The organism is Burkholderia sp. Ap-955, assembly GCF_011753045.1.
Taxonomy (GTDB): Bacteria; Pseudomonadota; Gammaproteobacteria; order Burkholderiales; family Burkholderiaceae; genus Burkholderia; species Burkholderia lata_D.
The window spans coordinates 1-10,658 of record NZ_VWWH01000148.1 but is presented as its reverse complement, the minus strand read 5'-3'; the positions used below and the strand labels follow the sequence as shown (position 1 = coordinate 10,658).

14 protein-coding genes are annotated in these 10,658 nt (G+C 65.1%); 9 read left to right on the top strand and 5 right to left on the bottom strand.

Going from position 1 to position 10,658, the window contains the following annotated elements:
• Positions 1–228: 228 nt before the first annotated feature.
• Positions 229–927, bottom strand: a complete 699-nt coding sequence (locus tag F3J15_RS35805) for an energy transducer TonB (protein ID WP_166897274.1) — start codon at positions 925–927, stop codon at positions 229–231.
• On the opposite strand from F3J15_RS35805, the gene F3J15_RS35800 reads away from it, so the two are divergent.
• A complete protein-coding gene (locus F3J15_RS35800; protein WP_166897271.1) occupies positions 926–1,168 on the top strand; it encodes a hypothetical protein in 243 nt (80 codons plus the stop codon). The genes F3J15_RS35805 and F3J15_RS35800 overlap by 2 nt on opposite strands.
• A 587-nt stretch (positions 1,169–1,755) precedes the next feature.
• Here F3J15_RS35800 and F3J15_RS35795 read toward each other — a convergent pair.
• The gene (locus tag F3J15_RS35795) at positions 1,756–2,241 is read right to left on the bottom strand and encodes a YbaK/EbsC family protein (RefSeq protein ID WP_031401741.1); all 486 of its coding nucleotides are present in this window, start codon (positions 2,239–2,241) and stop codon (positions 1,756–1,758) included.
• 124 nt (positions 2,242–2,365) lie between these two features.
• Positions 2,366–3,343 carry a cysteine synthase A gene (locus F3J15_RS35790; protein WP_166897279.1) on the bottom strand — a complete coding sequence of 326 codons (978 nt, stop codon included), beginning with the start codon at positions 3,341–3,343 and terminating at the stop codon, positions 2,366–2,368.
• A gap of 145 nt (positions 3,344–3,488) precedes the next feature.
• Here F3J15_RS35790 and F3J15_RS35785 point away from each other — a divergent pair, with 145 nt between their 5' ends.
• Both F3J15_RS35785 and F3J15_RS35780 read left to right on the top strand, forming a co-directional pair.
• A complete protein-coding gene (locus tag F3J15_RS35785) occupies positions 3,489–3,977 on the top strand; it encodes an adenosine-specific kinase (protein ID WP_205191133.1) in 489 nt (162 codons plus the stop codon).
• 226 nt (positions 3,978–4,203) lie between these two features.
• A complete protein-coding gene (locus F3J15_RS35780; RefSeq protein ID WP_166897268.1) occupies positions 4,204–4,497 on the top strand; it encodes a YciI-like protein in 294 nt (97 codons plus the stop codon).
• 7 nt (positions 4,498–4,504) lie between these two features.
• Here F3J15_RS35780 and corA read toward each other — a convergent pair whose 3' ends face one another.
• Positions 4,505–5,482, bottom strand: a complete 978-nt coding sequence (gene corA, locus F3J15_RS35775; RefSeq protein WP_166897265.1) for a magnesium/cobalt transporter CorA — start codon at positions 5,480–5,482, stop codon at positions 4,505–4,507.
• Between the two features lie 179 nt (positions 5,483–5,661).
• On the opposite strand from corA, the gene cydX reads away from it, so the two are divergent.
• Together cydX and F3J15_RS35765 are read left to right on the top strand one after the other, a co-directional pair.
• Positions 5,662–5,808, top strand: coding sequence for a cytochrome bd-I oxidase subunit CydX (gene cydX, locus F3J15_RS35770; protein WP_089472869.1), 147 nt, complete (start codon positions 5,662–5,664; stop codon positions 5,806–5,808).
• Positions 5,805–6,422: an ATP-binding protein gene (locus tag F3J15_RS35765; RefSeq protein ID WP_089445705.1), complete on the top strand. Its 618-nt coding sequence runs from the start codon at positions 5,805–5,807 to the stop codon at positions 6,420–6,422. The genes cydX and F3J15_RS35765 overlap by 4 nt, the downstream gene beginning before the upstream one ends.
• A 96-nt stretch (positions 6,423–6,518) precedes the next feature.
• Here F3J15_RS35765 and F3J15_RS35760 read toward each other — a convergent pair whose 3' ends face one another.
• The gene (locus F3J15_RS35760) at positions 6,519–7,619 is read right to left on the bottom strand and encodes a saccharopine dehydrogenase C-terminal domain-containing protein (RefSeq protein WP_039357959.1); all 1,101 of its coding nucleotides are present in this window, start codon (positions 7,617–7,619) and stop codon (positions 6,519–6,521) included.
• A gap of 248 nt (positions 7,620–7,867) precedes the next feature.
• Here F3J15_RS35760 and F3J15_RS35755 point away from each other — a divergent pair, with 248 nt between their 5' ends.
• The 4 genes from F3J15_RS35755 to F3J15_RS35740 form a co-directional block, all read left to right on the top strand.
• The gene (locus F3J15_RS35755) at positions 7,868–8,650 is read left to right on the top strand and encodes a hypothetical protein (RefSeq protein WP_166897262.1); all 783 of its coding nucleotides are present in this window, start codon (positions 7,868–7,870) and stop codon (positions 8,648–8,650) included.
• A 38-nt stretch (positions 8,651–8,688) separates the two neighbouring features.
• A complete protein-coding gene (locus F3J15_RS35750) occupies positions 8,689–9,129 on the top strand; it encodes a hypothetical protein (protein ID WP_166897260.1) in 441 nt (146 codons plus the stop codon).
• Between the two features lie 81 nt (positions 9,130–9,210).
• Complete coding sequence (locus F3J15_RS35745; protein WP_166897257.1) at positions 9,211–9,876, top strand: response regulator transcription factor; 666 nt, start codon at positions 9,211–9,213, stop codon at positions 9,874–9,876.
• Positions 9,852–10,658 (top strand): histidine kinase dimerization/phospho-acceptor domain-containing protein (locus F3J15_RS35740; RefSeq protein ID WP_275692416.1); only part of this gene is annotated, 807 nt, incomplete at its 3' end. The genes F3J15_RS35745 and F3J15_RS35740, both read left to right, overlap by 25 nt.

The window sequence follows — 10,658 nt, the reverse complement described above, 5'->3', positions numbered from 1 at the left end:
GCCGACGGCGCCGCGGCCTGCGCCGACGTGCCGGCCGCGCCGCTTGCCTGCGCGTGGGCGAGCTGCGGTGCAACGAACCCGTCGATTGCGGCGACGGACATCAGGATGCTTGCCGCCAGCGCGGCCAGTGAACGCTTCGTCATACCCCACTCCAGTTATTTCGGTGAACTTAATACGTCAGTTCGAGATGGTTTTTCCGGCCCGGATCGCGCCGGGCCGCCCACTGCATCAATTCAGATTGAACGAGAACGGAACCTGGACCCGTACCGACTGGCCCTGCGCGACGCACTTGAAGCGCTTCACGGTGTTGAAGGCAGCACGATCGAGGATCGGATCAGCCGACTGCGCCACGCGCTCGTTCGTGATGTTCCCTTCCGCATCCACGACGAACTCGATCGTCACGTCGCCCGTGATGTTGTTTTCCTGCGCTTCCTTGGGATACTGGATCGACGCACGCAGCGTGTCCGAATTCGGGCAGACCACACCTACGTCATGGCTGACAGGTTTGGCCGGGGCCGGCGGCGCCACGACCGGCGCCTGCACGGCCGGCGCGGACGGTACCGGGGCCGACTGGTGCGTGATCGTCGCCTGCGGCGGCGCCTGCACCGGCACTTCCGGCGGCGGGACGAACGGCGGCGGCGGCGGCGCGAATTTCGGCGGGGGGAGCTTGACCACGGGCATCGGCGGTGGCGGCGGCGGCTTGATCGGTTCGATGATGCGGGTTTCGATCGGGTGCTGGATCACCTGCACGACTTTCGTCGCGAGGCCGTTGAGCAGCGCGTAGATCAGCACGGCATGCAGCACCAGCACGATTCCGATGCCGCCGAACCGGCGTACCGGATTCTGTTGCTTCTTGCCGAACTCTCGCGGACGGCCCAGCGTAGCCAGTCCGCTGTTCGACGTAACCAGACGTTCTTCGACTTTCATGCCCACCATCCATCCCCCAAGCGATTCGCCCAGTTTCGGATCGCTGCCGGCGGCGAAGCCAGGTCGGCATCGCCACCGCAACTACCCGAACATTTCATTTCAAATTCAATTAGCAATCCGAATTGAAAGAATTACATTCGAATTCCAATTCATTCTTTTTCACGGAATCGTTCCGGCCGGCGCGGCCCGGCTTTACAACCGGAAAACCACGCGCCTGCACGTTCAGGCAATTGTCAGCTGAGCGGGCGGCGCCTCGTGTTTCGTCTGACGATTGGTCATTCGTTACACGGTGATGTCAATGGCGCCGTTCACTTGGGTGCAGAAGATAGCAAGGAAAAAATTTTGACGTCAAACTTTATTTGATGCCCGAATACAAAGTTTGGAGGGTTTATTCAAATAATATTCCGGTAAGCACAAGTGAAACATTTATTATAAAAACGGTAATTGAATTGTATGGATATATGCGAAAACGGATATTAATTTGTTCCGACATACATATCGGCATATTTCCTGCCCCGCATCAAAACCAGCCGCCATGAAAGCGGCCGGGATGGTGCGTGCCCTTCCCTCGTCAACGTCCGCATCGGTCACGCGATGCGCTGCTCGGCCACATCACGCCAGCCGACACTGCTTCCTCGAAACATCCGACGCATCACTGATATCCGAACGGTTAATTCGGAATGCGATTCAACATTCAAGTCGATATTTCCATAATAAAATCCATCACAATAACTTCGCACACCGAATTAACTATGCAACGACAAGACCCCTGCCCGGATACTCGACCCTGTCACCCGGGCATCGACCAGCACCCTTGCGCCGCGCGCGTCAGGAGTGCATGCCCTGCATCTTGTGCGAGAAATGCGCGCGCTCGGCCGTCTCCATCAGCATCAGGAATTCGTCCTGCATCATGTGGATCAGTGCTTCGTGGTCGCCGGCCTCGAAATAGACTTCCGGCTGCTGCGCGAGACGTTCCTCGAGAAACGTCTTCATGCCGTACGCCATGCACACCGGCGGCAACGCGCCCATGTCGCAATCCTTGAACAGCTCGCGCAGCTCGACCTCCCGGGCGAGCACGAGATGGCGTCCCGTCTTCACCCAGAGATCCGACAGGCGCACGGCGTGCGTGGTCGGCAATACGGCGGCGACGTAGCCTTCGTCGTCTTCGAGGAGCACGGTTTTCGCGAGGCGATCGCCGGGAATATGCGCGGCGGCGGCCGTCTCCATGCTCGTATGGCTATAGGGGTGGTACACCACTTCGTACCGCGATGACTTCTGACGCAGGCAATCCTGCAGGGTGGCTGACACAGGCATGGCACACCTCGTCTGGGCGAAACGGGCGAACGGCGTTCGCTCCGGATTCGTTCAGCATAGGTCGCATTCCGGCGGATGGAAAACCTCGCCTCGCCCGCGCGTTGCACGGACTCGACTCACGCGTTCAGTCCCCAGGGTCGAGTCCCTTTTCGCGCAGCCATTCCCGATTGAACAGCCGCGCGCGATAGATGTCGCCACGGTCGCACAGCAAGGTCACGATCGTGTGCCCCGGGCCCATCCGTCGGGCCAGCCAGACCGCCGCCGCGACGTTGATGCCGCTCGATCCGCCCACGTACAGCCCCTCCTCGCGCAGTAACCGGTAGACCATCGTCACGCACTGCTGATCGTCGATCCGCACGGCGTCGTCGATCGGCGTGTCCGCAAGGTTCATCGTGACGCGCGTCGACCCGATGCCTTCGGTGATCGAGCTGCCTTCCGCGCCGAGGTCGCCCGTTTTCACGTAACCGTAGAGCCCGCTGCCGTGCGGGTCTGCCAGCACGATCCGGACGTCCGGTTTCTGCTCTTTCAGATAACGGCTCACGCCTGCCAGCGTGCCGCCCGTCCCGGTCGCGCACACGAATGCATCGATCGTGCCCGCCGTATCGCGCCAGATCTCGGGCCCGGTCGTCTCGTAGTGCGCCTGGCGATTGACGACGTTGTCGAACTGATTGGCCCACACCGCGTTGTCAAGTTCGTCCGCGAGCCGCCCGGCAATCTTCTGATAGTTGTTCGGGTCACGGTAGGGCGCCGCCGGCACCGGGCGCACCTCGGCGCCGAGCGTGCGCAGGATCGCCATCTTGTCCGGCGATTGCGTGTCGGGAATCACGATCACGCAGTGATAGCCGCGCGCCGCGCAGATATGCGCCAGACCGATGCCGGTGTTGCCCGCCGTGCCCTCGACCACGGTGCCGCCGGGCTTCAGCACGCCACGCCGCTCGGCGTCGAGGATGATGTAAAGTGCCGCGCGGTCCTTCACCGACCCGCCCGGATTCATGAATTCCGCCTTGCCCAGGATCTCGCAGCCCGTCTCGGCGCTGAGCTTCGTCAGGCGAATCAGCGGCGTGCGCCCCACGCAGTCGACGAAGCCTTGTCGCACGTCCATGTCGTCCTCCGTTGCCGTCCTGCAGCGCACGCGCCACACACAACGAAGGATAGGCCGCCCTCGCGGCTTTCGTCGCAGGACGCCGCGTATTAAGCTTGAAGAGCCCATTGCGGCGAACGCGCCGCATCGCGAGACGAGGTCCGCCATGCTGCAACTGCAAACCGTTGCCGTCGACAAGCCCGAGACCATGAACTTCATCCTCGGCCAGTCGCATTTCATCAAGTCCGTCGAGGACATCCACGAGGCGCTGGTCGGCACCGTGCCCGGCATCCGCTTCGGGCTCGCATTCTGCGAGGCGTCGGGCAAGCGGCTGGTGCGCCACTCCGGCACCGATGCCGCGCTCGTCGACCTTGCATGCCGCAACGCCAGCGCGATCGGCGCCGGTCACGCGTTCATCGTGTTCCTCGGCGACGGATACTTTCCGGTCAACGTACTCAACGCGATCAAGGCGGTGCCGGAAGTCTGCCGGATCTATTGCGCGACCGCGAACCCGACCGAGGTGATCGTCGCGGAAACCGCGCAAGGACGCGGGATCGTCGGCGTCGTCGACGGCTTTGGGCCGCTCGGTGTCGAAAACGACGACGACATCCGCTGGCGCAAGGACCTGCTGCGCACGATCGGCTACAAGGCATAGGGATGCCCCCGCCCGCGGCCTGTAGACCTGGCTGCATGGAAGGCGCGTTGCGGCCAGGATTTCAGGACGGGTGACGCTCAGACCGTTAGTTGCATTTATGGCCACGGACGCGTGCCTCCGTTCGCGTCGTGTCACCGCTGTCCGCCTGCCCGCCCTATACTGCCCGCAGCAGACTGACCGACGGCGCGCCGACGCACCGGCCGCTGCGATTCTTCCCGGAGCCGCCATGTATTACCAGTTGACCTACGATCTCGTCGACGATTACCTGTCCCGTCGCGAACCGTTCCGCGCCCAGCACCTCGCGCTTGCGCAGGCTGCGACCGAGCGCGGCGAACTCGTGCTCGCCGGCGCGCTGTCGGACCCGGCCGATCAGGCCGTGCTCGTGTTCGAAGGGGATTCGCCGGAGGCGGCCGAGTCGTTCGCGCGCGCCGATCCGTACGTGCAGAACGGCCTCGTGAAATCGTGGCGCGTGCGTCCGTGGCGCGTCGTGGTCGGCAAGCACGCGCCGCCCCGCGCGTGAAGCGAGACTACAGCCACCCTGCCCGCTTGAATCGCCACCATAGCGCGAAGTCGGCCACGACCATCACGGCGATACAGCCGTAGAAGCCGTATTTCAGGTGCAATTCGGGCATGTTCGCGAAGTTCATCCCGTAGATGCCGGCGATCATCGTCGGGATCGCGAACAGCGCGGCGAACGAGCCGAGCCGCTTCGTCACCTCGTTCTCGGCCAGCGAGATCATCCCGAGGTTGACCTGGATCGCCGTGACCACCATCTCGCGCCGCCCTTCGATCGTCTTCACGATCCGCTGCAGATGGTCGTACACGTCGCGAAAGTACGGCTCCATGCCGCTGCAGATTTGCGGAATGCGCCCGCCGGTGAGCTTCGCCAGCGGCTCGATCAGCGGCGCCGTGTGCTGGTACAGCATCACGAGCCGGCGCTTCAGCGAATAGAGATCCTCGATGATCGCGCGCGACGAGGCGGGCGTGGCCTTCGCGAAGATGCGGTCCTCGAGTTGCTCGAGTTCGGTGCCGAGCGTTTCGAGGATCGGGAAATAGCGGTCGACGACCTGGTCCATCAGCGCGTAGAACACGAATGCCGAACCTTCCTGGAGCAGATGCGGCTCGCGCTCGCAGCGCTTGCGCACGTCGCGAAAATCGTGCTCGGTATGGTTGCGGATCGACAGCACGTAGTTCGGGCCGACGAACACGTTCAGCTCGCCGACATTGAATTCATCGTCGTCGTCCAGCTCGACCGTATGCAGCACCGCGAACAGCGAATCGCCGTACTCCTCGATCTTCGGTCGCTGATGCCCCTTGCGGGCATCCTCGAGCGCCAGTTCGTGCAGCCCGAATTCCTCGCCCATCAGGTCGAGTTCCTCGGGTGTCGGATCCTTCAGCGCGACCCACACGAAGCACTCGGGCTTCGACACGTAGTCGCTGATGGCGTCGATATCGATGTCGGCCAGCTTGCGGCCGTCCTGGTATGCAGCACAGTCGATCAGCATGGTGTTCGTGACGTTGCGGTTTGCGCATCAGTTTACCGGTTTGCTGCGCGGGCGGCCCGTCTTGCGCGGCACGGCGATATTGGTCATGATCGGGCTGCGTGCGCCGCAGCATGCGCACCCGGACACTTCGCCCCCCCAGCCGCACGGCCGTGCGGCCCAACCGTCAAGGAGACGGACCCATGTGGTATTTCTCGTGGATACTCGGCATCGGCGTGGCGCTCGGCTTCGGCATCATCAACGCGATGTGGCTGGAAGCGGAAGTCTTCTCGCGCGGCGACAAGCGCAACGGCGCGTCGGGCCCGCGCTCGGGAGGCAAGGCTTCGTGACGCATCTGGTGTTCTTCTGCGGTCACGCCGGCACCGGCAAGACCACGCTCGCGAAGCGGCTCATCGGGCCGCTGATGCGCGCGACCGGCGAGGCCTTCTGCCTGCTCGACAAGGACACGCTGTACGGCCGCTACAGCTCGGCCGCGATGGGTGCGCTCACCGAGAATCCGAACGACCGCGACAGCCCGCTCTACCTGAAGCACCTGCGCGATCCCGAATACCAGGGCCTGCTCGACACGGCCCGTGAAAATCTCGCGCTCGGCATCGGCGCGCTCGTGGTCGGCCCGCTGTCGCGCGAAGTGCGCGATCGCCGCATTCTCGATCGCGCGTGGCTCGGCATCGCGCCCGACGTCAAGCTGACGGTCGTCTGGGTCCACACGTCGGAAGATGTCGCGCATCAGCGGATCATCGCGCGCGGCAACCCGAACGACGCATACAAGCTCGCGCACTGGGACGAATACCGGCAGCGCCGCTTCGTGCCGACCGGCCACGAATGCGACGGCATCGTGATGTTCGACAACACCGCGCCCTCCGACGCCGACGTCGATACCTTGCTGTACCGCATCGCGCCGCCCCCGCCGGCGGCCACGATCGTCCCGCCGCTGCCGGCCTGACCGGCTCCTCTTTTTCGTCACCCGCAAAAAACAACGCCGGAAGCGCTGCTGCGCTCCCGGCGTCGTACGGCCCTCGTGCCAGAGGCTGACGGGTGGTCAGGCCACTTCGTGCACGCGCTCCATCGTGCCGCCTTCGTACAGCTTGCCGAAGCGGTTCGACAGGAACGCCTTCAGCGACACCTTTTCCTGCGGGATGAAACCGCTCTGCGGCAGCTTCTTTTCGCGGAACAGATCCAGCACCGCGCACATCGCGCCGGCCGTCGTGATCTGGATCGCGCTCATGTGCATCCCGCACACGTCCTTCGCGAAGATCTTGCGCGTGAACACGTCCTGCACCAGCTGGCCGTCCTTCACGCCCGTCACCGTGATGAACACGAGCACGACGTCCTGCTTCGTCGACGGCACCGCGCGGCGCATGATCGACTTCAGCGTGTCGCGGTCGGTCGACAGGCGCAGGTCTTCGAGCAGGAATTGCACGAGATCACGGTGGCCCGGGTAGCGCACCGACTTGTAGTCGAGCGTCTCGACCTTGCCCGACAGCGTCTCGCACAGCGTGCCGAGGCCGCCCGACGTGTTGAACGCTTCGTATTCGGTACCGTCGAGCGAGAAGTGCTCGAGGCCTTCGAGCGGCTGCACCCACTGCTTGCGGCCGTCGCGGATCGCTTCGCACGGCTGGCAGTATTCGTTGATCAGGCCGTCGACGCTCCACGTCAGGTTGTACTTCAGCGCGTTGGTCGGATACTCGGGCAGCGCGCCGACGCGCATCTTCACGTCGCGCACTTCGCTGAAGCCGTTCACCAGTTCGTGTGCGGCGAGACCGATGAAACCCGGCGCGAGGCCGCACTGCGGCATGAACGCACGGTCGGAGCCTTCGGCCAGTTCGCGGATCGCGTGGGTCGCGCGCACGTCTTCGGTCAGATCGAAGTAGTGGACGCCGGCAGCCTTCGCGGCGGCGGCCACGTTGACCGCGAGGTAGTAAGGCAGCGCGTTGACGAGCGCATCGAAGCCCTTCACGGCTTCGCGAATCGCGTTTGCATCGGCCGAATCGACCCGTTGCGTCGCGATGCCTTCGCGCGACAGCTTCGCAAGCGCATCCGCATCACGGTCGAACGCGACGACTTCGTAGTCGCCCGTTTCACGCAGCATGTGAGCAATGGTGTGGCCGATCAGACCTGCGCCGACGATGGCGATTTTCATGCGCTTATCTCCTGAGGATGGGTTGGTGTTGTGAACGGCGTTGAGCCATGAACACAGTGTAGGGACGCGCAAAATCAGTTCCAAGACGAAGAATGATGCGAAACGACCGATAATTTCGACGTTCCGACGACACATTTCGTCGAAATGTCGAAATGACGTTTTTTTCCCGCTGCCGGCCTCGCTATGGCTGGCCTAAGTCTTCCGTTTCAGACTGCATGCCGACCACCCGACTTCCAAGGAGGCATCGCATGCAATCCCTGCCCGTCCATCGCACGCCGCACTGGCTGAACAAGGTGCCTGACGTCGCGCTGTCGTTCTGGATCATCAAGATCATGTCGACCACGGTCGGCGAAACCGGCGCGGACTTTCTCGCGGTCAACGCAGGGCTCGGCCAGACCGTCACGCGCGTCGCGATGGCGTCGCTGCTCGCGATCGCGCTGTGGCTGCAGTTGCGTACGCGCCGCTACGTGCCATGGATCTACTGGCTCACGGTGGTGCTGGTCAGCATCGTCGGCACGCAGATCACCGACCTGCTCACCGACGGCCTGAACGTCAGCCTCTATGCGAGCACGGCCGCGTTTGCCGTCGCTCTCGCCGCGATCTTCTTCGTGTGGCATCGCGTCGAAGGCACCCTGTCGATCGACACGATCGTCACGCCGCGGCGCGAGCTGTTCTACTGGGCCGCGATCCTCTGCACGTTCGCGCTGGGCACCGCCGCGGGCGATCTCGCGACCGAAGCGCTCGGGCTCGGCTTCACGCTCGGCGCGCTGTGCTTCGGCGGTTTGATCGCGGCCGTGTTCGTGATGTGGCGGCTCGGTGCCAACGCGGTGCTCGCGTTCTGGATCGCGTACATCCTGACGCGCCCGTTCGGCGCATCGCTCGGCGACCTGCTCACGCAGGCCCGCACCTATGGCGGGCTCGGCTTCGGCGCCGCCTGGACGAGCCTGCTGTTCCTGACCGTGATCGTGCTGCTCGTCGCCGTCGCGCAGTTCGGCAGCGGCCCGCGCACGCGTACCGGTACCGCCGAATGACGCCCTTTTCCTTCCGTTCATCGAATCGAGGACACGCCATGCGCATCCCCCATCCCGTTTCCCGTCTCGCCGTTACCGCGGCCACGATTGCCCTGTTGAGCGCCGCCGCCGGCTGCTCGAAGCAGCAGGATGCAATCGCAGCAACGCCGGTACCCGCCTCGGCCGCGGCATCGCCCGCAGCGGCCCACGCATCGAAGCTCGGCGACCTGTCGCAGTTCCGCACGATCGCCGTCGACGTGAACACGCTCGTCACCAAGGGCGACCTGCCCGGTGCGAAAACGCGCATCAAGGATCTCGAGATCGCGTGGGATTCGGCCGAAGCCGGCCTCAAGCCGCGCGCCGCCGCCGACTGGCACATCGTCGACCAGGCGATCGACCGCGCGCTTTCCGCGCTGCGTGCCGACCATCCGACCCAGGCCGATTCGGCCGCCGCGATGAAGGACCTGCTCGCGGCGCTCGACCGGTTCAGCGGCACATAAGGATCGCAGCACGCCGCGACACGTGACGCCCGTGCGGGAATCGCATACGCTGGCGGCGTTTGCACGGGACGGAGAACACGCATGCGGATACTGCTCGTCGAAGACGACCCGATGATCGGCGACGCCGTCCATGCCGCGCTGAAGGACGCGTCGTACGCCGCCGACTGGGTCACCGACGGCGTGCGCGCGTTGACTGCGTTCGCCGCGCAGCCCTACGACCTGGTCCTGCTCGATCTCGGCCTGCCCGGCCGCGACGGGCTCGACGTGCTGGCCGCCATCCGTGCGAAGGACGCCAGCGCGCCGCTGCTGATCGTCACCGCCCGCGATGGGCTCGACGATCGACTGGCAGGCCTCGACGGCGGCGCCGACGACTACATCGTGAAGCCGTTCGAGATGGCCGAGCTGCTCGCGCGGATTCGCGTCGCGATCCGGCGCCGGGCCGGTTCGGCCGCGCCGCTGTTGAGCAACGGGATCGTGTCGCTCGACCCGGCGACGCGCGAGGCCGCCATCGACGGGCACGCGCCGGTGCCGCTGTCGAATCGCGAATTCTCGCTGCTGCGCGCGCTGCTGGTGCGCCCGGGCGCGATCCTGTCGCGGCGCGAGCTCGAGGATCGCCTGTACGGCTGGGGCGAGGAAGTCGAAAGCAATGCGGTCGAATTCCTGATCCATTCGCTGCGCCGCAAGCTCGGCAGCACGGTGATCAAGAACGTCAGGGGTGCGGGATGGATGGTTTCAAGAAGCGCCTGAGCGAGTCGATCGGCTTGCGCCTGTCGGTCGCGCTGTCGGCCGCGATCCTGGTCGTCGCGACGGCCGCGGCCGCGTTCGCGTTTTCATCGGCATTCGACGAAGCGCACGAACTGCAGGACGACGTGCTGCGCGAGGTCGCGACGCTGCTCGACCGCGCGCACGCGTCATCGCTCCATGCCGACGGCACCGGGCCCGCACGCGAAAGCGACGAGCTGTCGCGCGTGATCGTGCAACCGCTCGGTGGTGCACCGCAGCCGGGCCGCGACGGCACGCCGCCGCTCGCGCTGGCGCCGACGCTCGCCGACGGGCTGCATACGGTCGATGCCGGCGGCAGCACGTATCGCGTGATGGTCCGGACCTTCGCGAACGGCGAGCGCATCGCGGTCGCGCAGGAGGCCGGCATGCGCGACGATGTCGCACGCGAAAGCGCATGGCGCACCGCGTTGCCGCTGCTGATCCTCGTCCCGATCCTGCTGCTGCTCGTCGCCGATCTCGTGCGCAAGCTGTTCCGCCCGGTGGCCGCGCTGTCTGCCGGCATCGATGCCCGCGACGAGCACGACCTGCGCCCGGTGCCGGCCGAGCACGTGCCGGTCGAGGTACGGCCATTCGTCGTCGCGATCAACCGCATGCTGGCGCGCGTCGCGCAGTCGGTCGCCGCGCAGCGTCGCTTCGTCGCCGACGCCGCGCACGAACTGCGCTCGCCGCTCACGGCGATGTCGCTGCAGGCCGAGCGCCTCGCCGAGGCCGACCTGCCGGACGATGCGCGCGCACGGCTCGCCGCG

Coding starts and splice junctions, on each gene's coding strand:
- F3J15_RS35795 (WP_031401741.1), bottom strand. CDS start 2,241: ATGCCTGTGTCAGCCACCCTGCAGGATTGCCTGCGTCAGAAGTCATCG.
- F3J15_RS35785 (WP_205191133.1), top strand. CDS start 3,489: ATGCTGCAACTGCAAACCGTTGCCGTCGACAAGCCCGAGACCATGAAC.
- F3J15_RS35780 (WP_166897268.1), top strand. CDS start 4,204: ATGTATTACCAGTTGACCTACGATCTCGTCGACGATTACCTGTCCCGT.
- F3J15_RS35760 (WP_039357959.1), bottom strand. CDS start 7,619: ATGAAAATCGCCATCGTCGGCGCAGGTCTGATCGGCCACACCATTGCT.
- F3J15_RS35805 (WP_166897274.1), bottom strand. CDS start 927: ATGAAAGTCGAAGAACGTCTGGTTACGTCGAACAGCGGACTGGCTACG.
- F3J15_RS35750 (WP_166897260.1), top strand. CDS start 8,689: ATGCGCATCCCCCATCCCGTTTCCCGTCTCGCCGTTACCGCGGCCACG.
- cydX (WP_089472869.1), top strand. CDS start 5,662: ATGTGGTATTTCTCGTGGATACTCGGCATCGGCGTGGCGCTCGGCTTC.
- F3J15_RS35800 (WP_166897271.1), top strand. CDS start 926: ATGCCCACCATCCATCCCCCAAGCGATTCGCCCAGTTTCGGATCGCTG.
- corA (WP_166897265.1), bottom strand. CDS start 5,482: ATGCTGATCGACTGTGCTGCATACCAGGACGGCCGCAAGCTGGCCGAC.
- F3J15_RS35745 (WP_166897257.1), top strand. CDS start 9,211: ATGCGGATACTGCTCGTCGAAGACGACCCGATGATCGGCGACGCCGTC.
- F3J15_RS35790 (WP_166897279.1), bottom strand. CDS start 3,343: ATGGACGTGCGACAAGGCTTCGTCGACTGCGTGGGGCGCACGCCGCTG.
- F3J15_RS35755 (WP_166897262.1), top strand. CDS start 7,868: ATGCAATCCCTGCCCGTCCATCGCACGCCGCACTGGCTGAACAAGGTG.